The organism is Oleomonas cavernae, assembly GCF_003590945.1.
Taxonomy (GTDB): Bacteria; Pseudomonadota; Alphaproteobacteria; order Zavarziniales; family Zavarziniaceae; genus Zavarzinia; species Zavarzinia cavernae.
Genome location: NZ_QYUK01000011.1, coordinates 1,901,908 through 1,924,142 on the forward strand (window position 1 = coordinate 1,901,908; position 22,235 = coordinate 1,924,142).

Annotated in this window: 23 protein-coding genes; 15 read left to right on the forward strand and 8 right to left on the reverse strand. The window is 67.1% G+C overall.

Annotated features, from left to right (window positions below):
- Nucleotides 1–23 precede the first annotated feature (23 nt).
- Nucleotides 24–1,676 (reverse strand): electron transfer flavoprotein-ubiquinone oxidoreductase, encoded by a 1,653-nt coding sequence (locus D3874_RS12930; protein ID WP_119778454.1) that lies wholly within the window; start codon nt 1,674–1,676, stop codon nt 24–26.
- 91 nt (nt 1,677–1,767) lie between these two features.
- Here D3874_RS12930 and D3874_RS12935 point away from each other — a divergent pair, with 91 nt between their 5' ends.
- Both D3874_RS12935 and D3874_RS12940 read left to right on the forward strand, forming a co-directional pair.
- Nucleotides 1,768–2,592: a uracil-DNA glycosylase gene (locus D3874_RS12935; protein ID WP_119778455.1), complete on the forward strand. Its 825-nt coding sequence runs from the start codon at nt 1,768–1,770 to the stop codon at nt 2,590–2,592.
- 1 nt (nt 2,593) lies between these two features.
- Entirely contained in the window at nt 2,594–2,833 is a 240-nt protein-coding gene (locus D3874_RS12940) for a type II toxin-antitoxin system RelB/DinJ family antitoxin (RefSeq protein ID WP_119778456.1), read from the forward strand.
- A 208-nt stretch (nt 2,834–3,041) separates the two neighbouring features.
- On the opposite strand, the gene D3874_RS12945 is transcribed toward D3874_RS12940, so the two are convergent.
- The 4 genes from D3874_RS12945 to D3874_RS12960 all read right to left on the reverse strand — a co-directional run bounded on the left by D3874_RS12945 (nt 3,042) and on the right by D3874_RS12960 (nt 5,703).
- Nucleotides 3,042–3,575 carry an SRPBCC family protein gene (locus D3874_RS12945; protein ID WP_119775156.1) on the reverse strand — a complete coding sequence of 178 codons (534 nt, stop codon included), beginning with the start codon at nt 3,573–3,575 and terminating at the stop codon, nt 3,042–3,044.
- Nucleotides 3,576–3,590: 15 nt separating this feature from the next.
- Nucleotides 3,591–4,001 carry a VOC family protein gene (locus D3874_RS12950; protein ID WP_119775154.1) on the reverse strand — a complete coding sequence of 137 codons (411 nt, stop codon included), beginning with the start codon at nt 3,999–4,001 and terminating at the stop codon, nt 3,591–3,593.
- A gap of 69 nt (nt 4,002–4,070) precedes the next feature.
- The gene (locus D3874_RS12955; protein ID WP_199699047.1) at nt 4,071–5,273 is read right to left on the reverse strand and encodes an RNA polymerase sigma factor; all 1,203 of its coding nucleotides are present in this window, start codon (nt 5,271–5,273) and stop codon (nt 4,071–4,073) included.
- 58 nt (nt 5,274–5,331) lie between these two features.
- Nucleotides 5,332–5,703, reverse strand: coding sequence for a YciI family protein (locus tag D3874_RS12960; protein WP_119778457.1), 372 nt, complete (start codon nt 5,701–5,703; stop codon nt 5,332–5,334).
- A gap of 183 nt (nt 5,704–5,886) precedes the next feature.
- Between D3874_RS12960 and D3874_RS12965 the strand changes: the two genes are divergently transcribed.
- The 3 genes from D3874_RS12965 to moaB all read left to right on the forward strand — a co-directional run bounded on the left by D3874_RS12965 (nt 5,887) and on the right by moaB (nt 9,826).
- On the forward strand, nt 5,887–7,374 hold the full coding sequence (locus D3874_RS12965) for a flavin-containing monooxygenase (RefSeq protein WP_119778458.1): 1,488 nt from the start codon (nt 5,887–5,889) through the stop codon (nt 7,372–7,374).
- Between the two features lie 228 nt (nt 7,375–7,602).
- Entirely contained in the window at nt 7,603–9,318 is a 1,716-nt protein-coding gene (locus tag D3874_RS31195; protein WP_147385652.1) for a lytic transglycosylase domain-containing protein, read from the forward strand.
- Complete coding sequence (gene moaB / locus D3874_RS12975) at nt 9,308–9,826, forward strand: molybdenum cofactor biosynthesis protein B (protein ID WP_119778460.1); 519 nt, start codon at nt 9,308–9,310, stop codon at nt 9,824–9,826. Before D3874_RS31195 ends, moaB begins: the two co-directional genes overlap by 11 nt.
- A 4-nt stretch (nt 9,827–9,830) precedes the next feature.
- On the opposite strand, the gene D3874_RS12980 is transcribed toward moaB, so the two are convergent.
- On the reverse strand, nt 9,831–11,834 hold the full coding sequence (locus tag D3874_RS12980) for an ATP-binding protein (protein WP_119778461.1): 2,004 nt from the start codon (nt 11,832–11,834) through the stop codon (nt 9,831–9,833).
- Between the two features lie 54 nt (nt 11,835–11,888).
- Nucleotides 11,889–12,506, reverse strand: coding sequence for a DUF938 domain-containing protein (locus D3874_RS12985; RefSeq protein ID WP_119778462.1), 618 nt, complete (start codon nt 12,504–12,506; stop codon nt 11,889–11,891).
- A gap of 168 nt (nt 12,507–12,674) precedes the next feature.
- Here D3874_RS12985 and D3874_RS12990 point away from each other — a divergent pair, with 168 nt between their 5' ends.
- The 6 genes from D3874_RS12990 (at nt 12,675) to D3874_RS29280 (ending at nt 17,897) form a co-directional block, all read left to right on the forward strand.
- A complete protein-coding gene (locus D3874_RS12990; protein ID WP_119778463.1) occupies nt 12,675–13,160 on the forward strand; it encodes a helix-turn-helix domain-containing protein in 486 nt (161 codons plus the stop codon).
- A gap of 129 nt (nt 13,161–13,289) precedes the next feature.
- Nucleotides 13,290–13,733: a helix-turn-helix domain-containing protein gene (locus tag D3874_RS12995; protein ID WP_119778464.1), complete on the forward strand. Its 444-nt coding sequence runs from the start codon at nt 13,290–13,292 to the stop codon at nt 13,731–13,733.
- Between the two features lie 143 nt (nt 13,734–13,876).
- A complete protein-coding gene (locus tag D3874_RS13000; RefSeq protein WP_119778465.1) occupies nt 13,877–15,391 on the forward strand; it encodes a DUF4153 domain-containing protein in 1,515 nt (504 codons plus the stop codon).
- 46 nt (nt 15,392–15,437) lie between these two features.
- Nucleotides 15,438–16,151 carry a response regulator transcription factor gene (locus tag D3874_RS13005; protein WP_233559931.1) on the forward strand — a complete coding sequence of 238 codons (714 nt, stop codon included), beginning with the start codon at nt 15,438–15,440 and terminating at the stop codon, nt 16,149–16,151.
- Nucleotides 16,152–16,314: 163 nt separating this feature from the next.
- On the forward strand, nt 16,315–17,607 hold the full coding sequence (locus D3874_RS13010; RefSeq protein ID WP_199699048.1) for a histidine kinase dimerization/phospho-acceptor domain-containing protein: 1,293 nt from the start codon (nt 16,315–16,317) through the stop codon (nt 17,605–17,607).
- Nucleotides 17,604–17,897 (forward strand): ATP-binding protein, encoded by a 294-nt coding sequence (locus D3874_RS29280; protein WP_199699049.1) that lies wholly within the window; start codon nt 17,604–17,606, stop codon nt 17,895–17,897. Before D3874_RS13010 ends, D3874_RS29280 begins: the two co-directional genes overlap by 4 nt.
- Before the next feature lie 155 nt (nt 17,898–18,052).
- On the opposite strand, the gene hutC is transcribed toward D3874_RS29280, so the two are convergent.
- Nucleotides 18,053–18,835: a histidine utilization repressor gene (gene hutC, locus D3874_RS13015; protein WP_119778466.1), complete on the reverse strand. Its 783-nt coding sequence runs from the start codon at nt 18,833–18,835 to the stop codon at nt 18,053–18,055.
- 208 nt (nt 18,836–19,043) lie between these two features.
- On the opposite strand from hutC, the gene D3874_RS13020 reads away from it, so the two are divergent.
- The 4 genes from D3874_RS13020 to D3874_RS13035 all read left to right on the forward strand — a co-directional run bounded on the left by D3874_RS13020 (nt 19,044) and on the right by D3874_RS13035 (nt 22,233).
- Nucleotides 19,044–19,895 carry a transporter substrate-binding domain-containing protein gene (locus D3874_RS13020; RefSeq protein ID WP_119778467.1) on the forward strand — a complete coding sequence of 284 codons (852 nt, stop codon included), beginning with the start codon at nt 19,044–19,046 and terminating at the stop codon, nt 19,893–19,895.
- Between the two features lie 72 nt (nt 19,896–19,967).
- Complete coding sequence (locus D3874_RS13025) at nt 19,968–20,693, forward strand: ABC transporter permease (protein ID WP_119778468.1); 726 nt, start codon at nt 19,968–19,970, stop codon at nt 20,691–20,693.
- 3 nt (nt 20,694–20,696) lie between these two features.
- Nucleotides 20,697–21,422, forward strand: a complete 726-nt coding sequence (locus tag D3874_RS13030; protein ID WP_119778469.1) for an ABC transporter permease — start codon at nt 20,697–20,699, stop codon at nt 21,420–21,422.
- Between the two features lie 16 nt (nt 21,423–21,438).
- Entirely contained in the window at nt 21,439–22,233 is a 795-nt protein-coding gene (locus tag D3874_RS13035; RefSeq protein WP_119778470.1) for an ABC transporter ATP-binding protein, read from the forward strand.
- Nucleotides 22,234–22,235: the final 2 nt, after the last annotated feature.

The following is a 22,235-nucleotide window of genomic DNA, read 5'->3' on the forward strand; positions in this document are numbered from 1 at the left end:
GCGGCGGCGCGGGCTAAGGCCGGTCACATATTGGGATAATTCGGCCCGCCGCCGCCTTCGGGCACCACCCAATTGATGTTCTGGGTCGGATCCTTGATGTCGCAGGTTTTGCAATGGACGCAATTCTGGGCGTTGATCTGCAACCGCGGATCGCCGCCGTCGGCATTGCGCACGATTTCGTAGACGCCGGCCGGGCAATAACGCTGCTCGGGGGCATCGTATTGCGCCAGGTTGATGGCGATCGGCACCGACGCATCCTTCAGCGTCAGGTGGATCGGCTGGTCTTCCTCGTGATTCGTGTTGGACAGGAACACGGAGGACAGGCGATCGAAGCTGATCTTGCCGTCGGGCTTGGGGTATTCGATCTTCGGCGCGTCCTTGGCCTGCACCAGGCTGGCATTGTCCGGGTGGTGACCCAGCGTCCAGGGCAGCGGCAGGTGCAGGTGGCTCATCCACATGTCGAAGCCGCCGTAGATGGTGCCCTTGATGGTGCCCCATTTCAGCGCCGGCCGGACGTTGCGGACGGTGAACAGTTCCTTGTGGACCCAACTGGTCGAGAACTTGTTGGCATAGTCGACCAGCTCGTCATGGCCCGCATGCCCGGCCTCGAGCGCGTCGAAGGCGGCTTCGGCGGCCAGCATGCCGGTCTTCATGGCATTGTGGCTGCCCTTGATGCGCGGCACGTTGACGAAGCCGGCCGAGCAGCCGATCAGCACGCCGCCGGGGAAGGTCAGCTTGGGGATCGACTGGAAGCCGCCTTCGTTGATGGCGCGGGCGCCATAGGCGATGCGCTTGCCGCCTTCGAAGAAGCCGCGAATGTCCGGGTGGGTCTTGAAGCGCTGGAATTCCTCGAACGGCGACAGATACGGGTTCCAGTAATCCAGGGCGACGACATAGCCGACCGCCACCTGGTTGTCGTCCAGGTGGTAGAGGAAGGCGCCGCCGGCGGTCTTGCGGTCCAGGGGCCAGCCCTGGGCATGGACCACCAGGCCTTCCTTGTGCTTGGCCGGATCGATCTGCCACAGCTCCTTGACGCCCAGGCCATAGGTCTGGGGCTGGCGGCCTTCGCGCAGGTTGAACTTGTCGATCAGCACCTTGGACAGGCTGCCGCGCACGCCTTCCGCGAAGAAGGTGTACTTGGCGTGGAGTTCCACGCCCGGGGTGTAGCTGTCCTTGTGGTGGCCGTCGCGGCCCACCCCCATGTCGCCGGTGGCGACGCCCTTGACCGAGCCGTCTTCATGATAGAGCACTTCGGCGGCGGCGAAGCCGGGGTAGATCTCCACCCCCATCTCCTCCGCCTGGGTGGCGAGCCAGCGGCAGACATTGCCTAAGCTGACGATGTAGTTGCCATGGTTGTGCATGAAGCCGGGCATGATGAAGCCGGGCAGCTTCATCGATTTTTTTTCGGTCAGGACCAGCCAGCGATCCTCAACCACCGGCACGGTGATGGGCGCGTTGCGCTCCTGCCAGTCGGGAAGGAGTTCGTTCAGCGCCTTGGGGTCGAGCACGGCGCCCGACAGGATGTGGGCACCGACTTCCGACCCCTTCTCGATGACGCAGACCGTATAGTCCTTGCCTTGCTCGGCGCAGAGCTGCTTGAACCGGATCGCCGCCGACAGGCCAGCCGGGCCTGCGCCAACGATCACTACATCGAACTCCATCGCCTCGCGTTCCATGAACCTCTCTCCAGTTCCCCGCGCCACTGGCCTGACTTGGGGTGTCGTGTCATATGAAGCGGGAACATATCGTGCGTGCTATTGTCAATCCATGCGTCAATTCGCAGATTCCGGGGCAATCCTCGAATGGTATCTGTCGGTCGGCGTCGATGAAGTCATCGGCGACGCCGCGATCGACCGTTTCGAGGCCTCCAAGCAGCAAAATCCAAGGCCGGCCGCGCCTGTGCCGGCCCAGCGTGCCCCTGCGTCCGCGGCTGCCCCCACATTGGGTCTTTTAGGGGCGAAGCGCCCCGCGGCCGCCCCGGCGGCAGCGGCGCCCAACGATGCCGCGGTGGTGGCATCGGCCCGGGAAATCGCCGCCGACTGCCCCGACATCGCAAGCCTGGAGGCAGCGATTCGCGCCTTTGACGGTTGCCCGTTGAAACCGGGGGCCATGAACACGGTGATCGCCGACGGCGTCGCCGGGGCCGAGTTGATGCTGATCGGCGAGGCGCCGGGCGCCGACGAGGACCGCCTGGGCCGCCCCTTCGTCGGCCGCGCGGGGCAATTGCTGGACCGCATGCTGAAGGCGATCGGCCGCGACCGCGCGCGGGATGCCTATATCGCCAACATCCTGTTCTGGCGCCCGCCGGGCAACCGCAAGCCCGACCCGGTGGAAACCGCCACCTGCAAACCCTTCGTCGAACGCCTGATCGAGCTCTCGAAGCCGAAAGTGATCGTCCTCCTGGGTGCCACCCCGGCCTCGACCCTGCTCGGCACCAGCGAGGGCATCACCCGGTTGCGCGGCCGCTGGCACGACTGGGGCGGCATCCCCGCCATGCCGACCTTCCACCCCGCCTATCTGCTGCGCCAGCCCGAGGCCAAGCGCGACGCCTGGCGCGACCTCCTGGCGGTGAAACTGCAACTGGAGGCATGAGATGGCGGCTCATAATTCCATACTGCATATCCGGGTGGCCAACGAGACCAAGGAACGGGCGACCGCGGCCCTGAACGCGATCGGCCTGTCCATGTCCGATGCCGTGCGCCTTTTTCTTCGTCGGGTCGTCGTCGATCAGGCCTTGCCCCTTGAATTGAAGGTCCCGAACGCGGAAACCCGCGCCGCCATGATCGAGGCGGACGAGATCATCGCAAAGCGGCAGTCACGCCGATCTGTTTGACGAATGGAAGCGTCCCTACTCCGTCGCCTTTAGCTTAGCCAAGCCCCCTGCGAACAGGCCTGGAGTCATATCGTGCGTCCTTCGAGACGCCGTCTTCGACGGCTCCTCAGGATGAGGGGAATCTTTGTGCCAAAACAAATCTCCTCATGCCTTAAGAACGCCCGCAGGGCCGTCTCGAAGGACGCACGACGGCCCTGCCAGCCTCGCGTTACTCCACCGCCGCCTTGAGGTTGGCGAGGCCCTCTTCGAACTGGCCGCCGACCATCTTGTCCATGTTGAAGAAGATGCCGATGACCTTGCCGAGGAAGGGGTGCGTCCCGTACATGGCCCAGGTGACGCTGGTCGTCTCGCCCGTGGGCACCAGGGTGAATTCCGCCGTGTGGTGGCCCTCGAAGGGTGTCATGAAGTCGAGCTTGATCAGGATCCGCGAAGGAACCTGGGTGTCCAGGATCTCCATGCGGCCGGAGCCGACGTTCTTGTTGCCGCTCCATTCATAGGTTGCCCCCTTGCCGGCCTCGGCACCGCCATAGGTGCGCTTCAGCGCCGGGTCGATCTTCTCGTAGGGCGACCAGCGGGTCCACTGATGGAGATCGTTGATCAGGGCGAAGATCTTCTCGGGCGGCGCCTTGATGCTGGCGGTGCGCTCGATGCGGAAACTATCGGGCTTGGTCGCCGCGAAGATCAGCAGGCCGGCGACGACGACCACCAGAACCAGGGCGATGATACCGATTACCTTGAGCATTGGTCTCTCCTACGATCAGGCTGCGTCGACGGTCTGGCCCAGGGACCAGGTGACGCCGAAGGGGTCGCGCAATTGGCCGTAGCGATCGCCCCAGAACATCAGTTGAACCGGCAGGGTCACCTCGGCGCCCGCGTCGACCGCCCGCTGGAACGCGGCGTCGATGTCGGACACCTGCAGGTGCATGGTGTAGCTGCCGGAGCGCTGATAGGTGATGCCGTGCTCGGGGAAGCAGTCGCTGATCATCAGGTGGCCGCTGTTGATCTTCAGGCAGCAATGCATCACCCGCTTGCCGTCCTGGGCCGGCAGGCGCACCAGTTCCTCGGCCCCGAAGGCCTTCTGGTAGAAGGCCGAGGCGGCGCCCGCGCCCTCGAGATTGATATAGGGCACGACGCCGGTGAGCTTGACGTGTGGGATATCCATGGTCATGCGTCCTCTCCGTTGCAGACACCCCAAGGACGGGGCAGCAGGCGGTGATCCGACATCGCCCGGAACTTTTTATCCGCCCGCCTCGGCCGGGGCGCTGTCCTTGGCGAGACGATCGAGATGAAGGCGGATGTGGGCGGCCTCGGCCGGGGTGGTGGCCAGGGCGATCGCGCGGTCGAAGGCGCAGCGCGCCTCCCGGCCACGGCCGAGCGCGAGCAGATAGGCCCCCCTGGCCCCGTGGAAATGGAAATAGCCGCCCAGCCGCGCCTCCAGCGGCTCGATCATCGCCAGCGCAGCAGCCGGCCCCTGCACCTTGGCGGTGGCGACCGAGCGGTTCAGCGTGACCACGGGCGACGGCTGCAACCGCTCCAGTGTCGCATAGAGCAGGTCGATCTGGACCCAGTCGGTCTCCGCCGGCCGGGCGGCCCGGGCGTGAAGGGCGGCGATCGCCGCCTGCACCTGGTAGATGCCGGGGCGGCGGTGGCGCACCGCCTTGTCGATCAGGGCCAGGCCCTCGGCGATCATCTGCGGGTTCCAGCGGCGGCGGTCCTGGTCTTCCAGCAGCACGATGGCACCGTCGGCGTCCAGCCGGGCCGCGCTGCGCGCATGCTGCAGGAACATCAGGGCCGTCAGGCCCATGATCTCGGGCTCGGCCGGGAACAGCCGCAGCAGCAGGCGGGCGAGGCGGATCGCCTCGTCGCACAGGGGCCGGCGGTGATCGGCCTCCGCCCCCGTCGCCGAATAGCCTTCGTTGAACACCAGGTAGATCATGGCCGCGACCACGCCCAGGCGTTCCGACCGTTCGACCGCGCCGGGCGCCTCGAACGGGACATCGGCCTGGGCGATGCGGCTCTTGGCCCGGGTGATGCGCTGCTCCATCGCGCTCTCGCCCACCAGGAAGGCGCGGGCGATCTGCTTGACCGTCAACCCCGAGACGACGCGCAGGGCCAAGGCGATCTGCTGGGTCGCGGGCAGTTCGGGGTGGCAGCAGACGAACAGCAGGCGCAGCACGTCGTCGCGGTAGTCGGCCCCGTCCAGCCGCTCGGCCAGGTCCGCCTCGACATCATCAAGATCGGAGAGCAGTTCCTCGGCTGGCAGCGGGGCCTGCCTGGCCCGCCGGCGCACCGTGTCGAGCGCCGCGTTGCGCCCGACAAAGATCAGCCAGGCGGTGGTGTCGCGCGGCGGCCCGTTCTGGGGCCAGTTCTTCAAGGCCCGCAGGCAGGCTTCCTGAAAGGCTTCCTCGGCCGTGTCCAGGTCGCGGAAATAGCGCAGCAAGGCCCCATGGCCTGGGGACGGGCCGAGGTCAGGGCCGCGTCGATCCAGGCCAGGTCGGTCATGCCGGGACGGCCCCTGCCGTGAAATAGCCGATCGGCCGGATCTCGTAGGAGCCCAGGCCCGGATTTGCCACGGCCAGCTCCCTGGCGGTTTCCAGGGCCTGATCGAGGGAGGCGCAATCGACCACGTAGAAGCCCAGCAACTGCTCCTTGGTCTCGGCGAAGGGGCCGTCGATCACCAGGGGCTCGGGGCTCTTGCGCAGGGTCGTCGCGGCGGTGGTGGGCAGCAGCCGGGCGACCGGCCCCAGCCGGCCTTGCTTGACCAGCTTCTGCTGGACCGCGGCCAGCCGGGCCATGACCGCGTCGTCCTCGTCCTTGGACCAGGCGCCGACGACATCTTCGACGTTGTAGCAAAGGATGGCATAGAGCATGGGGCCGCTTTCCTCGGGTTCTCTCTCACCAGGACGAACGAGTATGGTCGATGCCGACAGGGGCTGACGAAAAAATCCGCTCGCCCAAAGACTTGTCGACCGACAAAATTTTCTGCTGGCGGCGAATGTGACAACAAGTCAATCTGCCTACAGAAGAAGCGGTGCGGCCGCGCGGAGGAGAGAATGGCAACCGAACATTTCGACGTGCTGATCGTTGGCGCCGGGCTTTCCGGCATCGGCGCGGCGCATCACCTGAAGGAAAATTGCCCCAACAAGACCTATGCCATCCTCGAAGGCCGCGACAGCATCGGCGGCACCTGGGACCTCTTCCGCTACCCCGGGATCCGCTCGGACTCCGACATGTACACGCTGGGTTTCTCGTTCAAGCCCTGGACCGAGGCCAAGGCCATCGCCGACGGCCCGTCGATCATGAACTACCTCAACCAGGTGCTGGACGACGGCGGCATCCGCAAGAACATCCGCTTCGGCCTGATGGTCAAGCGCGCCGACTGGTCGTCCGATGCCGCGGCCTGGACGGTGGAGGCCGAGCGGGGTGGCGAGATCGTGCGCTTCACCTGCAATTTCCTCTACATGTGCAGCGGCTACTACAATTACGAAAAGGGCTATACGCCGGACTTTCCGGGCATCGAGCAGTTCGGCGGGCGCATCGTCCATCCGCAGAAATGGACCCCCGACATCGACTATGCCGGCAAGCGGGTGGTGGTGATCGGCTCGGGCGCCACGGCGGTGACCCTGGTGCCCGAAATGGCCAAGACCGCCGGCCATGTCACCATGCTGCAGCGCTCGCCCACCTATATCGTCACCCGCCCGGCGGAGGACGGCATGGCCAACTGGATGCGCCGCTGGCTGCCGGCGATGCTGGCTTACGGCATCACCCGGTGGAAGAACGTGCTGCTGACCATGTTCTTCTACCAACTGTCGCGGCGGCGGCCGGCCCGGGTGAAGAAGACGCTGATCGACCTGGTGCGCAAGCAGCTCGGCCCCAATTTCGACGTGAGCAAGCACTTCACGCCCAGCTATAACCCCTGGGACCAGCGCGTGTGCCTGGTGCCCGACGGCGACCTGTTCACGGCCCTGCGCAGCGGCCGGGCCTCGGTCGCGACCGACCATATCGAGACCTTCACGCCAAAGGGCATCAAGCTGAAGTCGGGCGAAGAACTCGAGGCCGACCTCATCGTCACCGCGACCGGCCTGGATCTCAAATTCCTGGGCGGCTTGGAGGTCACCGTCGACGGCGTCCGCCGTGAAGTCTCCAAGGCGATGAACTACAAGGGCCTGATGCTCAGCGACGTGCCAAACATGGCCATCGCCTTCGGCTATACCAATGCCTCGTGGACCTTGAAGGCGGACCTGACGTCGGAATACGTCTGCCGCCTGATCAACCACCTGGACCGCACCGGCTATCGCCAGGCCACGCCCAAGATCACCGACCCCGAGGTGACCCCGGAAGCCTTCATCAACTTCACCTCCGGCTATGTCCAGCGGGCGCTGGAAAAGTTCCCCAAACAGGGCTCGAAGCGGCCGTGGAAGCTCTACCAGAACTACGCCCTCGACATCGTCACCCTGAAGTTCGGCTCGCTCGACGACGGCTCGCTGGTGTTCTCCAATCCGGCACCGGTGGCGGGAACACAGACGGCGCTGGCGAGCTGACCCGACAAACCTGCAGTACACCGCCGGCATTGCATCTAATGCGGTTGCTTGCACGCTTGGCGGAATGACGGTGTTGGACTACCTTGATCCGGGCTAAGGGGTATTGGGGGATCGGGGTTCATGCGGGAAGCACTTCCGCGGGGCAGTCGTTTGGATTTTTTCGGTCGGGTTGCTGGCGTCGCGTTGATCGCTGCGTTGGGCGTCGCCGGGGCCGTTTGTCCGCCGACCGTGGCTCGTGCCGACGAGTCGCCGGCGATTGACACCGCGCCGACCGCCCCCACCGCCGTCGCCCCGCTGCATCCCCTTTCCGCCCAGGATCTGGCGCACTATCGCGCCGCCTTTGCCGCCCAGCGCCAGGGCGACTACACCGAGGCCGACCGTCAGATCGCCGGCTTGAACGACCTGATGCTGGTCGGCCATCTGCTGCGCGAACGCTATCTGGACCAGGCGCGCTACCAAGCCGAGCAGAGCGAACTGGCCGACTGGCTGACCGCCTACGCCGACCTGCCGGGCCTTGAGGACATCGAGGCGCTGGCCGCGGCGGGCAATCCGTCGGGCGCCGGCGACGGCACCGCCCGCCCCTATCTGCGCAACGCCAATGTCCGCATCCTGGGCCTGTTCGAGGCCCCGCTCGACATCATGCCGGCCGAGCCGCGGGGCCGGCCCGGCCAGGCCCGCACCCGGGCCATCGCGCCGCGCATCGCCGCCGCCCTGCGCGCCGACCGGCCCGACCAGGCCGCCCAGTTGCTGGACGAGCCGAAGGTGGGCGGGCGTCTCGACCCCGACGAACTGGAAATCGCCCGGGGCGACATCGCCTATCACTTCTACCGCATGGGCGACGACCAGTCGGCCTATGACATGGCCGCCGCGGTCGCCGACCGCTCGCGCGCGATCGTGCCCATGGCCGATTGGACCGCCGGCCTAGCCGCCTGGCGGCTGGGCGATCCGGCCCGCGCCGGCATCCATTTCGCCGCCCTGGCCGAGGCCGACAATGTCTCGGTCTGGGTGGTTTCGGCCGCGGCCTTCTGGGCGGCACGGGCCGATCTGGTGTCGGGCCGGCCAGAACGGGTGCTCGATCACCTGACCCTGGCAGCCAGCTACCCCAACACCTTTTACGGCCTGATGGCGATCCGCCTGCTGGGCCGCGACATCACCGCGACCCCGGAACTGGGCGAGATCGACAGCCGCACCCTGACCGCCCTGGCGACCGACATCGCCGTGCAGCGGGCCGCGGCCCTGGCCGCCATCGGCCAGGTCGACCTGGCCAGCGCGGAACTGGGCCTGGTGCGGGCGCGCCTGTCGCCGACTGAAACCTCAGGCGTCGATGCGCTGTCCGCCCGCCTGGGTCTGGTCGATCCCGACGCCCACGGCAGCGGCCGCTATCCGGTGCCGGCCTGGCGCCCGGGCGACGGCCTGCGCGTTGACCGCGCCCTGCTCTTTGCCTTCGCCAAGCAGGAATCGGGCTTCAATACCCATGCCCGCAGCCCGGTGGGCGCCATGGGCCTGATGCAGTTGATGCCCGGCACCGCGCGCATCGTCGCCAATCGCCGCGGCATCGATCTGGGGTCCAAGATGAGCGGCCTGACCGATCCCGGCACCAACCTGAGCCTGGGCCAAGCCTATCTCGAGATGCTGATGGAAGACGGCTCGATCGGGAACAACCTGTTCCTGGTCGCCGCCGCCTACAATGCCGGGCCGGGCAATGCCCAGAAGTGGCTGGAAGAGGTCAAGTTCAACGGCGACCCGCTGCTGTTCATCGAGAGCATCCCGGCCGGCGAGACCCGGCTGTTCATCGAGCGCATCCTCGCGAACTTCTGGATTTACCAGGCCCGCCTGGGGCAGACTTTGGAAACGCTCGACGCCGCCGCCAGCGGCGCCTGGCCGATCTATGTCCCCCAGGATCGCGAAGCGATCCGCACGAGTTTGCGCCGTTATGCCGGTTGATGAGACCCGAAGCTTCCGCCCTGTCAATATCGCGATCCTGACCGTCTCCGACACCCGTGTCGCCGCCGACGACCGGTCGGGCGACACGCTGGTGCAGCGCCTGACCGACGCCGGCCACACCTTGGCCGCCCGCACCATCGTCACCGACGACCGCCCCGCCATCGAGGGGCAGTTGCGCGCCTGGATCGCCGATCCGGGCATCGAGGTGGTGATCGCCACCGGCGGCACCGGCATCACCGCCCGCGACGTCACCCCGGAAGCCTTCCGCGCGGTGTGGGAAAAGGAAGTCGAGGGTTTCGGCGAGCTGTTCCGCTGGCTCTCCTACGCCAAGATCGGCACCTCGACCATCCAGTCGCGCGCCTGTGCCGGCATCGCGGGCAAGACCTTGCTGTTCGCCGTGCCCGGCTCGCCTTCGGCCTGCCGCGATGCCTGGGACGACATCCTCAAATCCCAGCTCGATATCCGCTTCCGCCCCTGCAACTTCATCGAGCTGCTGCCGCGGCTGTAACCCGTCAGCCGACAGCCCCGCGCGGATCGAGATCGGCCAGGGCGGAAACCGTCTGGCGGAAGGTCTCGGCCAGGCCCAGGGCCGCCTCCCGGCTCGACTGGCCCGCCGCGGCCCGGCCGTGGATCGCCTGCGCCAGGGCGGACAGCCTCGCGAGCCCGAGATTGGCTGCCACGCCCTTGATCTCGTGCGCCACTTCGGCCGCCGTGGCGTGATCGTCGTTGGCCGCCGCCTGCCGCAACCGCTCGATGGACGGTTGCAGGGTGGTGCCGAACCCGGCCAGCAACGCGCGGATCGCCTCGGGATCGATCGCCGCTTTCAGCGCCGCCAGGCGCGCCGTGTCGACGATCGGCGGCAGCCCGGTGTCGGCCCTCTCGCGGCGCTCGGCTTTGCGGTGGGCCGCCAAAATCTGCGCGATGTCGTTCCAGGCGAAGGGCTTGCTCAGGAAGTCGTCGAACCCGGCCGCCAGGGCCGCGGCGACCGTCTCCTTCATGGCGTCGGCCGACATGGCGACAACCCGGATCGAGGCCGTATCGGGATCCCCCCGCAGGCGGCGCAGGATCTCGAAGCCATCCATGTCGGGAAGGTGCAGGTCGAGCAGGATCAGATCGGGTTCGAGCGCGCGCGCCGCCACAATCCCCCTGGCACCGTTTTCCGCCTCGATCAAGGTGACCGCGGGGATGCGGGCGAGGAAGGCCGACAGCAGTTGGCGGTTGGCCGGTGCATCCTCGATGTAGAGGACGGTCTGCTCGGGTATGTCGGGCAAGGCCCGCGGGCTCGCCGCGTCGACCGGGCGGCGGCGCGGCACCTCGAGCGGCAGCGTGATCCAGAAGGTCGAGCCCTGGCCCTCGACGCTTTCAAAGCCGATTTGCCCGCCCATCTGGGTGACGAGTTCCCTGGCAATGGTGAGGCCGATGCCGGTGCCCTCGATCGGCCCGCTGTCGGCACCGAGCCGGTTGAACGGCTGGAAGACGCCCGACTGGCGGCGGCTGGAAATGCCGTTGCCGGTGTCGATGACGCTGATCTTCGCCATGGTCGCGTCCAGCCGCTCGGCGACGACGCGGAGGTTGCCGCCGGGCCGGTTGTACTTCACGCCGTTCGAAGCCAGGTTGAGCAGGATCTGCAGCAGCCGGCCGCGGTCGGCCCGGACATGGAAGTCCGGCGGGATGTCCCAATCGGCCAAGACCACGTCGCGCGAGGCGGCCTGCTCGCCCAGCATCTGCCGAAGCTGATCCAGCGTTTCGCTCAGATCGACCAGTTCCAGGGAGAACCGGACCTGCTTGGCCTCGATTTTGACCAGGTCGAGCACATCGTTGATCAGCAGCAGGAGGTGAGCGCCGCTGCGCCCGATCATCTCGGCAAAGCCGCGGCCGCGGGCCGAGATCTCATCGCCCGGTGCGGTCGCCAGCAATTCGGCAAAGCCGATGATCGAATTCATCGGGGTCCGCAGCTCGTGGCTCATGGAGGCGAGAAACGCGGACTTCGCCGCATTGGCCTCCTCGGCCGACTGCCGGGCCGCTTCAAGCTCTTCGTTGCGGTGCTTGAGCGTGGTGGCGGCCATCGCAAGCTGGGCTTCGATCTCGTTGCGGTGTTGGATTTCGGCCTCGAGCCGGGCGTTCGCCCGGCGCAACATTTCCGGGCTGGGCAGCGCCAGCGCCTGGGGCAGGACCCGCCACACCACCAGCGCCGTCGCCGCCGAGATCAGGGCCGTCGCGGCCTTCACGATGCCGTCCAGCCCATAGGCCGGATACCACAGCGTCAGCAGACCGACGACATGGGTGGTGCCGCAAGCCGTGATGAACAGGGCGAACAGAATGAAGACGGATTTGAACTGAAGGTCGGCCCGGCGCCGCTGGAAGACATAGAGCGCAATCGGTATCGAGAAATAGGCCAGCGCGATGACGACGTCCGATCCCGCGTGCAGCAGCAGCAGTCCCGGCTGCCATAGCAGGCAGTAGCCGTGCGGCAGAAAACTGGCCGAACCGAACAGAAATTGCAGAAATGCGTCCATGCCGGCTCTCCCAAACCGTGCGGCAGAGCTTCGGCCAGACACATTTCAAAAACATTAACCGGCACGCGCAATATCTCGGACAAAAAACATGCTGAGATTGTTTGCCGGCATCTGAATCACTGTCGGTGCGCCAAAGCCCGCGTCGGCCGCCAGCCCCGCGACATCGCCCAGGTCCCGGACGCCCCAGCGCGGATCGCGCGCCCGCAGGCTGTCGTCGAACGCCTGGTTGCTGGGCGCAGTATGAGCGCCGCCCTGCCTGTAGGGTCCGTAGAGGTAGAGCGGCGCACCGGCCGGCAGCAGGGCCGCGGCACCGCGCATCAGGCCGACCGTGGCCGCCCAGGGCGAGATATGGATCATGTTGATGCAGATGATCGCCTGCGCGGCCGCGACCGGCCAGGGCGGCGCTGCCGCATCGAGCAGGACCGGCGGCAGGATGTTGCCGCAGACCGACTCGGCCGACCAGGCAGCGATGCTGTGCAGCGCATCCTGATCGGGATCGGACGGCTGGAAGGTCAGATGGGGCAGATGACGGGCGAAATGAACCACATGCTCGCCCGTGCCACTGGCGATTTCCAGCACGGTACCGTGTGCCGGCAGGACCGCCCGCAACACGTCGAGAATCGGCTCGCGATTGCGGGCGACGGCGGGTGCATAGAGGCGATGGTCGGTCACGGCGGGGCCTGAAACATGTGGGTCGACAGTGAATAATGCACCGTTCCTGACATTCCGAAGGCCGAAAATACCGGCTGGACCTGTGCCGTCGGGGGTGTGGGCAGTTGCGCTATGCCAGGCTTTGGGCGATCAACATCAAACTGCCCATTCATCCGGTGCCGAGGATCGATGCCCAAGACATATCTGGAACTGAACCAGGCGCAGGACAATTCCCGCCTCTTCGTGGCGGCCTTCCTCCGCTACTTCCTGCGTATCTGCCGGGTGGAATTGCAGGTGTTCCGTGGCGACATGGAAATGGCGATCATCGCCCAGGCCGTCGCGATTTCGGCGATCGAGGCCTTGCTGCGCGATCCCAAGTTCAAGGAGGAATTCCGCTCGATGTCCACGGTCGTCGGCGTTGAACGCCAGCGCGGGGTCAATCTCATGTCGATCGCCGAGGCGACCGGGCTGCCGCGCGAGACGGTACGGCGCAAGCTGCAGCGTCTGATCAAGCTCGACATCGTCATCAAGCGGGACGACGGCGAGTATGTCATGCAGTCTCGCGCCATTCAGACGCAGGTGAGCCAGGGTTTCATCGGCACCCTGGAAGCGGAGACCCTCCGCTTCATCAATGGCTGCATCGATGACGGCGTCTTCAAGGCCAAAGGCGGCTGACGGGATCATCGTGCCGGGAAGGCCGGCCTTGCCGCCCAATTTGAGCACCAAGGCGCGGTCAAGCCGTGCGATTAATGCAAAGATCTGAAAGGAACCGCTGGACGGCCAGCTTGATGCGCGGGGCGCGCCATGTCGAAGATCCATGCCGAGCGCAACCAGGACCAGGACCGCTCCCGCCTCTTCGTGGCCGCCATCCTGCGCTACTTCCTGCGCATCTGCCGCATAGAACAAGAGGCATTCCACGGCGACATTGAAATGGCGATCATCGCCCAGACCGTCATGCTGGCAAACATCGAGCCGCCGACAGCCGGGGCCGTCGCGCGCCAGTGCGGCGTGACGACGATGGAAATTGCCCAAGCAACCGGCCTTCCCCGCGAAACTGTGCGCCGGAAACTGCTGCGCCTGGTTGAACTGGAATTTCTGCAACGGCGGGAGGACGGCAAATTCGTCGTGCCGCCGCCCCGATCAGGAAGCCAGGAGAGACGGGCGCCCCTGACTGAAATCGAGAGCGAGTCCATTGCCTTCCTGAATGCCTGTTTCAATGAGGGCATCTTCAAGGTCCAGGAGAAATGATGGCTGGCCCGCTTGCCGCGTAACCTGGACGTGGCGTCGCCTGCACGGAATCTGCACGGTCCCGACACGGACTCGATGCCGGCCGGCGATCACCCCTGAACCTGGTGGCGGCATTGATCCTCCCGACAGGAGGACCGTGTCCCATGCAGATTTCCGTCTTCAGCGCCGCCGGCCTGCACCCGCCGGGCCGCCGCAGCTTTCTCACCAAGGCCGCCTGCGCCCTGGCCCTGGTGGTCCTGGCCGATGTCCTGTTCTTCGGCCAGGGCGTGGGCTGGACGGCGGGGCTGTTCTCGCTCGCCTGGGTCCTGGCGGTGGTGATCGCCCGGCCCGGCGTGCTCGCCGGCCGGCCATCGGTGGCGGCCCTGGCGGCCGCAGGCCTGCTGGCCCTCACCCTGATCGACGATCCCGGCACCCTGGCCTTCCTCCTGGTCTGGGCGGCACTGGCCCTGGCGGTGCTGCTGCCGCGCGCGGGCGCCTTCGACGATGCCTGGGCCTGGAGTTGCCGCCTGGCTGTCCATCCCTTCTCGGGCCTGCTTCGCCTTGCGGGCGATGCCGTGGTGTGGACCCGGGCGTGGCGCCGGGTGCCCGTGGGCCTGCGCCGCCTGGTGCCCCTGCTGGCCCTGCCGGTGGCGGGCACCGGCCTGTTCCTGGCCCTGTTCGCCAGCGCCAACCCGGTGATCCGCGACAGGCTGGCCAGCCTCGATCCCGGTGCCCTGCTCCGCGGCATAACGCCGGTGCGAGTCGGCTTTTGGGCGCTGACCGGGGCCGTGGTCTGGGGCGTGCTGCGGCCCGGCCACCTGCTGCGGCTGGCGGCCGCGCCACCGGCCGAACAGCGGCCACCGTCGGCCATCCCCGGGGTCTCGATCGCCTCGGTCACCCTGTCGCTGATCGCCTTCAATGCCCTGTTCGCGCTGCAGAATACGCTGGACGTCGCCTATCTGTGGAGCGGGGCGCCCCTGCCCGGCAACCTGACCCTGGCGACCTATGCCCACCGCGGCGCCTACCCGCTGATCGCCACGGCGCTGCTGGCCGCGGTCTTCGTGCTGGCCGCCCTGCGGCCCGGCTCGCCCCTGGCGGCGAACCGGCTGCTGCGCCGGCTGGTCTATCTGTGGATCGGGCAGAATGTCGTGCTGGTCGGCTTCAGCATCGAACGCACGCTGAACTACGTCGACGCCTTCTCGCTGACAGCCTTGCGCCTGGCGGCCCTGATCTGGATGGGCCTGGTGGCGGTCGGCCTGGTGCTGATCTGCTGGCGCATCTGGCGCCGGCGCAGCACCGCCTGGCTGATCAACGCCAATGCCGTGGCCGTCCTCGCCGTGTTGGTAGGCTGCATCGTCGTCGATCTGGGCAACGTGGTTGCCAGCTACAACGTCCGCCATAACAGGGAAGTCGCCGGCACTGGCGCGGCGCTCGACCTTTGCTATCTGCACAGATTGGGCTCTTCGGCCCTGTTGCCGCTGATCGAACTGGAACGCGAAAACCTCTCCCCCGAAACCAAGGCCGAGGTGACCGCCCTTCGCGCCACCATCATGCGCCGCCTGACCCTGGACCAGGCCGACTGGCACCGCTGGACCTTCCGCAATGCCCGCCGCCTCGACGCGGCCATCGCCGCCGTCGGCGAACAGGGGGAGGTGGCCGGCTGTGACCCTTGCCTGTGATCCCCGCCACAACAGCTTTGACATCGGCTCTGCCAGGGTGACAGTCATGAAGACCATGCCCCACACCGTCCTGATCGCCGACGACGACCCGCATATCCGCGAACTCCTCGCCTTCGCCCTGGCCAAGGCCGGGATGGCGACGGTCGAGGCCGAGGACGGCGACGCCGCCCTGGCCAAGGCGCGCAGCCACAACCCGGACCTGATCATCCTGGACATCAACATGCCGCGCATGGATGGGCTGGAGGTGTGCCGCCGCCTGCGCGCGGCGAGCGCGGTGCCGGTGCTGTTCCTGTCGTCGCGCGATGACGAGATCGACCGCGTGCTGGGCCTGGAAATGGGCGCCGACGATTACGTGGTAAAACCCTTCTCGCCGCGCGAAGTGGTGGCGCGGGTGGGCGCCATCCTGAAACGGTCGAACGGCCAGCGGGCGCCCGAGGCACCGGCCAAGGCACGCAGCCACGGCCGCCTGAGCCTCGATCCCGACGGCTGGCAGGCGAGCTGGGCCGGCACCAAGGTCAGCCTGACCGCGACCGAATTCCAGTTGCTGCACGTCCTGGCCGCCACGCCCAACAAGGTCTTTGCCCGCGACGAGATCATCGACCGGCTGCACGGGCCCGGCTTTGCCATCACCGACCGCACGGTGGACAGCCACATCCGCCACATCCGCCGGAAGTTCGCGGGGCTCGGCGCCCTCGATGTGATCGAGACCCGGGCCGGCATCGGCTATCGCATCGGCGCCTGCCTGGGGCCGGCCGATTGATCACGCCAACCTTGCATTACACGCTCCCCGCCCCCTCCCGTCATGGCCGGGCGAAGTCCCGGCCATCCACGTCGCCACGCTGCCTCTTCCGTCAACGGATGTGGCTCGTCCCGACGTGGATGCCCGGGACAAGCCCGGGCATGACGGTGAGAATTGGTGCGCCTTGATCACCGCGACAAAGAATTGGATCAAGGCGCGCTGGCCTGCCCTGCGCCTGCGCTCGATCCTGCTGGGCGTGTTGCTGTTCACCGCCCTGATGCCGGCCTTGAGCGCCGTCTTCCTGCGCGTCTACGAGAATGTCCTGGTGCGCCAGACCGAGGCCGAACTGATCGCCCAGGCCGCCGCCTTGAGCGCCGCCTTCCAGCAGGCCTGGCCGGACGGCGCGCCCCGGGCGCAAGCCCCGCGGCCGGGCGAGGAGCGGCCCTATTCCCTCCAGCCCCTGACCATCGACCTCAACACCATGGCGATCCTGCCCGAACGGCCGCCCTCGGTGGTGACCTCGAGCCCGCCCGACCCCAAGGCCGCGGCGGCGGCGGCGACGGTCGCCCCCATCGTCGAGGCGACGACGCTGACCACGCTGGCCTCGGTCCGCATCCTCGACCGCGCGGGCATCGTGGTCTTCGGGCGCGACGATTTCGGCCGCTCCTATGCCGGGCTGCCGGAAGTCGCGGCGGCGCTGGCGGGCACCCCCGAGACCGTGTTGCGCCGGCGCGGCAATTACCAGCAGCGTTACACCTTCGAGGCCCTGAGCCGGGCGGCGGCCATCCGCGTGCACTACGCCTATCCGATCAGGATCCGCGACCAGGTGGTGGGGGTCCTGCTGCTGTCGCGCTCGCCCCGCGCGCTGTTCCGCGGAATCTATGACGATCTCAACAAGATCCTGCTGGGCTTCGGCCTGGTCTTCGTCGCCATCATCGGCATTGCCGGCGTGCTGTCGCGCACCATCACCAAGCCGATCGAGCAATTGAGCCGGGCGAGCGAGCACATCGGCGCCGGCGGCATCGAGGTGCCGGCGACACCCGCCACGGCGACCGTCGAGATCCGCGCCCTGTTCGAGAATTTCCGCCAGATGGCCGGGCAGATCGATCGCCGCTCGCGCTATCTGCGCGATTTCGCCAGCGCGGTCAGCCACGAATTCAAGACGCCGCTGGCCGGCATCAAGGGGGCGCTGGAACTGCTCGAGGACCACGGCGGCAGCATGAGCGAGGAGGATCGCCGGCGCTTCCTGGCCAATGCCAACGCCGATGCCGAGCGCCTGTCCCACCTGGTCGGCCGCCTGCTGGCGCTGGCCCGGGCCGACATGGCGAGCGTGACCGCCACCCCGCCGGCCGATCCGGCCCCGCCCCTGCACCGGGTGGCCGATGCCATGCGCACGGCCGGCCTCGCCATCGACCTGGACCTCGAGGCCCCCTGCCGCCGGTCGCGGTGCCGGCGGATGTCCTCGAGGCGGTGGTGACCACCCTGATCGAGAACAGCCGGCAGGCCGGCGCGCACCGGGTACGGCTTTCGGCCCTGGTGGCGCCCGAGGCCGTCACCCTGCTGGTGGCCGACGACGGCAGCGGCATCGCGCCGGGCGACCGCGCCCGCCTGTTCGAGCCCTTCTTCACCACCCGCCGGGCCCAGGGTGGCACCGGCCTAGGCCTGCCCATCGCCCGCTCCCTGCTCGCCGCCAGCCGATCGACCATCGATTGCGTCGAGGCGGCGCAGGGGTGTTGCTTCAGGCTGGTCCTGAGACGGGGCGGCTGATCAGCCTCCCTCGTCATTCCGGCGAAGGCCGGAATCCATTGCAGAGGGTGCGGCGCTTGTCCGGCAAAGTCTCCCCTCGCATCCCAATGGATTCCGGCCTTCGCCGGAATGACGTAATTCAAGTTAGTTCCATATGGAAGTATAGGGGACTTTGCTCAACCCGCCCGCTCGTTGAAACGACCTTCCAACCGGTAGCGGCTGCCGGGGCACAGCAGGCGCACGGCGGTCACGGTGGTGGCGCCGGACCAGGTCCGCCGCCTGATCATGAGGCAGGGTTCGGAGCGGGCGATGGCCAGCAGCTTGCACTCCCACGGCTGGGGCAGCACCGCCTCCACCACATGCTCGGCCACGGCGAGCGGCGCCACCCGGGTAAGGTAGGCATTGGGGGTGATGCGGGTGAAATCCTGGCCCAGGTATTCGGGCGCCGCGGCCGGGTTGACGAAACGATCCTCGACCTGCACCGGCACCTCGTTCTCGTGGTGCAGCACCACCGAGTGGAACACCCGGGCGCCGATCGGCAGTTCCAGCGCGTCCGACACCTCCGGCGAGGCCGCTTCGACCTGCAAAAGCACGACAAGGGCCGAATGGCTGTGGCCGCGTTCGACGATCTCCTCGGCGATGTTGCGCACCTCGAACAGCGCCGAATGGCCCTTGCGCTCGGCCACGAAGGAGCCCGAGCCCTGGATGCGCACCAGCACGCCTTCGCTGCCCAACTCGCGCAGAGCGCGGTTGGCGGTCATCTTGCTGACCCCGAATTCGGCGACCAACTCGTTTTCCGACGGCACCCTCGTGCCCGGCGCCCATTCGCCGCTGTGGATGCGGGCCAGGATCATCCGCTTCACGCTGGCGTAAAGCGGCGCCCCCGACGGCAGCGCCGCCGGCGCCGGAAGGGTGACGGGCAGAGCGTCCGCCTGGGGGCGTGCCTGGGATTTCGGCATCGTGCTCAACCTTTCAGCAGACTCGAATTTTGCCCATTCTTTGGCTTTTTCCGCTTGTGCGCCAGAGAAAACTTATCTAGGGTTCCATATACATCATGCATCGAGATCGGCCGACCGAACAGGCGCGGCCGTAGGCTGACCAACGGGGAATAGCTGGCAGCAGGGACGTGGCATTAAGCTCAATCAATCTTCTCTAAGGGGATCCGACATGCATCGACGCAGCATTCTCTCCGTTGGCGCCCTGGCGCTGGCGGCTGTCCTTTCCGCCACCGGCATGGCCCAGGCCAAGGAATGGAAGTCCGTTACCATCGCGACCGAGGGCGCCTACGAGCCCTGGAACCTGACCCGTCCCGACGGCACCCTCGACGGGTTCGAGGTCGAACTGGTCAAGGATCTTTGTGCCCGCATCAAGATCGAGTGCAAGCTGATCCCGCAGGACTGGGACGGCATGATCACCAGCCTGAACGCCGGCAAGTTCGACATGATCATGGACGCCCTGTCGATCACGCCCGAGCGCAAGGAAGTCATCGCCTTCACCGCCCCCTATGCCGCCACCTCGGCCGGCTTCGCGGCGCTGAAGTCCGGCGACCTCGCCAACCTGGCGGGCACCGGCACCCACGTGAAGCTGACCGGCGACGCCGCCCATGACAAGGCGACGGTCGATGCCCTGCGCGCAGCGATCAAGGGCAAGACCATCGGCCTCCAGGCCGCGACCATCTACACCAAGTTCATCTACGACAACTTCAAGGACATCGCCGACGTCCGCGAATACAAGACCTCGGCCGAGCGTGACCTCGACCTGATGGCCGGCCGCATCGACCTCGCCTTCGACGACACCACCTATCTCGCCGGCGCGATTGCCAAGCCCGACAATGCCGACATGGCCCTGGCCGGCCCGGAAATCGGCGGCGCCATCTGGGGCGAAGGCGAAGGCTTCGGCATCCGCAAGAGCGACCCGGAACTGAAGGCCCTGTTCGACCCCGCCATCGCCGCCGCCATCGCCGACGGCACCGTGAAGCGCCTCAGCCTGAAGTGGCTGAAGGTCGACGTCAGCCCGTAAACCAAGCACGCTTAACCGGTGGGCTTGCCGCCCCGCGCGGCAAGCCCCTTCCTTTAGGGTTGAGGGGGTGGCATGGACACGATTGCAATGTTCGGCTTCGGCGAGCGGGGATGGGGTGCCGTCCTGCTGCTGGCGACGCTGACCACGACCCTGGTCACCCTCGCGGCCCTCGCCATCGGCGCCGTGTTCGGCTCCCTGGTCGCCTGGGCCAAGCTGTCGAAGAACCTGCCCGCCCGCTTCATCGGCGACGCCTACACCACGATCTTCCGCGGCGTGCCCGAGCTCCTGGTGATCTACCTGATCTATTTCGGCGGCTCGGCCCTGGTCACCCAGGCGGGTTCGCTGCTCGGCATCGAGGGGTTCCTGGGCCTGCCCTCGTTCCTCGCCGGCGCGCTGGCGGTGGGCATCATCTCGGGCGCCTATCAGGCCGAAGTGTTCCGCGGCGCTTACCTGAGCGTCGCCAAGGGCGAGATCGAGGCGGCACGCTCCATCGGCATGCCGAAACTCTCGCGCTTCCGCCATATCGTCGTGCCCCAGGTGCTGCGCTTCGCCCTGCCGGGCCTGGGCAACGTGCTGCAGCTGAGCCTCAAGGACTCGGCCCTGATCTCGGTCACCGGCCTGGCCGAACTGATGCGCACCACCCAGGTCGCCGCCGGTTCCACCAAGCAGTATTTCGTCTTCTATATCGCGGGCGGCGTGCTCTACCTGATCCTCACCAGCCTGTCGGGCCGGGTCTTCGACACCGCCGAGCGGCGCGTGGCCAAGACCTTCCGCAGCAGCATCGGACGGGGGGCATAGACCATGTGGGATTTCGATTTCCTCGCCTCGACCATGCTCAAGCTGCTGGCGGCCCTGCCGACCACCCTGGAGCTGTTCGTCCTCTCGGTCTCCCTCGGCGCACTCCTGGCCATGGGCCTGACCTGGATGCGGGTCAGCGACAACCGGGTCCTGCGTAACCTGGCACGGGGCTATATCTTCGTGTTCCGCGGCTCGCCCCTGCTGATCCAGATGTTCCTGATCTACTACGGCCTGAGCCAGTTCCCGGTGATCCGGCAGAGCTTCGTCTGGCCCGTGCTGCGCGAGCCCTTCGCCTGCGCCGTCATCGGGCTGGCCCTGTGCACGGCCGGTTACGCGGCGGAGATCTTCCGCGGCGGGTTGATGGCCGTGCCGGGGCAGCAGATCGAGGCGGGCCGGGCCTGCGGCCTCTCCGGCTTCCGGCTGCTGCGCCACATCATCGCGCCCATCGCCGTGCGCCAGGCCCTGCCCGCCTATTCGACCGAGATCATCCTGATGGTGAAGTCGACGGCGCTGGCCAGCCTGGTCACCGTGTGGGAAGTCACCGGTGTCGCCCAGCGCCTGATCTCGCAGACCTACCGCACCATGGAAGTGTTCCTGTGCGCGGCAGCGATCTACCTGATCCTGAACTTCGTGATCGCGCGCATCATCGCGCTGATCGAATACCGGCTGTCGCCCCACCTGCGCAGCATGCCCCAAGCCGCCCAGCCGCGGCCGACCATCGTCGGCTGACCGAGAGGGACATATCATGGCCAATCCGATCGAAGCCCTTTCCGTTACCGGCATCCGCAAGACCTTCGGCGAGATGGAAGTGCTGAAAGGCATTTCCCTGACCGCCCATGAAGGCGACGTGATCTCGATCCTGGGTGCCAGCGGCTCGGGCAAGAGCACCTTCCTGCGCTGCATCAACCTGCTGGAGACGCCCGACCACGGCGAGATCGTGGTGGCCGGCGAGACCTTGAAGATGCGCACCTTGCGCAACGGCAAGCAGGAACCCGCCGATCACCGCCAGGTCGACCGCATCCGTTCCGAACTCGCCATGGTCTTCCAGAGCTTCAATCTGTGGTCCCACCTGACCATTCTGGAAAACCTGATCCTGGGGCCGACCCGCGTCCTGAAGCGCCCGCGCGCCGAGTGCATCGACGAGGCGGAGGCGCTGCTGGCCAAGGTCGGCATCGCCGACAAGCGCAACTACTACCCGGCCCATATGTCGGGCGGCCAGCAGCAGCGGGCCGCGATCGCCCGGGCGCTGGCCATGAATCCCAAGGTCATGCTGTTCGACGAGCCGACCTCGGCGCTGGACCCCGAATTGGTGGGCGAAGTGCTGAAGGTGATGCGGGCCCTGGCCGAGGAAGGCCGCACCATGCTGGTGGTCACCCACGAGATGAGCTTTGCCCGCAATGTCTCGAACCGCGTCATGTTCCTGCACAAGGGCGTGGTCGAGGCGGAAGGGCCGCCGGAGGAACTGTTTACCAATTGCCAGTCCGAACGCTTCCGCCAGTTCATCTCAGGCATCAATCACCAGCCTGTCGCGCAAGCCTGATC

Coding starts and splice junctions, on each gene's coding strand:
- moaB (WP_119778460.1), top strand. CDS start 9,308: ATGCCGGTTGATGAGACCCGAAGCTTCCGCCCTGTCAATATCGCGATC.
- D3874_RS12935 (WP_119778455.1), top strand. CDS start 1,768: ATGCGTCAATTCGCAGATTCCGGGGCAATCCTCGAATGGTATCTGTCG.
- D3874_RS12995 (WP_119778464.1), top strand. CDS start 13,290: ATGTCGAAGATCCATGCCGAGCGCAACCAGGACCAGGACCGCTCCCGC.
- hutC (WP_119778466.1), bottom strand. CDS start 18,835: ATGCCGAAATCCCAGGCACGCCCCCAGGCGGACGCTCTGCCCGTCACC.
- D3874_RS12980 (WP_119778461.1), bottom strand. CDS start 11,834: ATGGACGCATTTCTGCAATTTCTGTTCGGTTCGGCCAGTTTTCTGCCG.
- D3874_RS13035 (WP_119778470.1), top strand. CDS start 21,439: ATGGCCAATCCGATCGAAGCCCTTTCCGTTACCGGCATCCGCAAGACC.
- D3874_RS12960 (WP_119778457.1), bottom strand. CDS start 5,703: ATGCTCTATGCCATCCTTTGCTACAACGTCGAAGATGTCGTCGGCGCC.
- D3874_RS12950 (WP_119775154.1), bottom strand. CDS start 4,001: ATGACCATGGATATCCCACACGTCAAGCTCACCGGCGTCGTGCCCTAT.
- D3874_RS12945 (WP_119775156.1), bottom strand. CDS start 3,575: ATGCTCAAGGTAATCGGTATCATCGCCCTGGTTCTGGTGGTCGTCGTC.
- D3874_RS13030 (WP_119778469.1), top strand. CDS start 20,697: ATGTGGGATTTCGATTTCCTCGCCTCGACCATGCTCAAGCTGCTGGCG.
- D3874_RS12990 (WP_119778463.1), top strand. CDS start 12,675: ATGCCCAAGACATATCTGGAACTGAACCAGGCGCAGGACAATTCCCGC.
- D3874_RS12965 (WP_119778458.1), top strand. CDS start 5,887: ATGGCAACCGAACATTTCGACGTGCTGATCGTTGGCGCCGGGCTTTCC.
- D3874_RS13000 (WP_119778465.1), top strand. CDS start 13,877: ATGCAGATTTCCGTCTTCAGCGCCGCCGGCCTGCACCCGCCGGGCCGC.
- D3874_RS12930 (WP_119778454.1), bottom strand. CDS start 1,676: ATGGAACGCGAGGCGATGGAGTTCGATGTAGTGATCGTTGGCGCAGGC.
- D3874_RS13005 (WP_233559931.1), top strand. CDS start 15,438: ATGAAGACCATGCCCCACACCGTCCTGATCGCCGACGACGACCCGCAT.
- D3874_RS13020 (WP_119778467.1), top strand. CDS start 19,044: ATGCATCGACGCAGCATTCTCTCCGTTGGCGCCCTGGCGCTGGCGGCT.
- D3874_RS13025 (WP_119778468.1), top strand. CDS start 19,968: ATGGACACGATTGCAATGTTCGGCTTCGGCGAGCGGGGATGGGGTGCC.
- D3874_RS12940 (WP_119778456.1), top strand. CDS start 2,594: ATGGCGGCTCATAATTCCATACTGCATATCCGGGTGGCCAACGAGACC.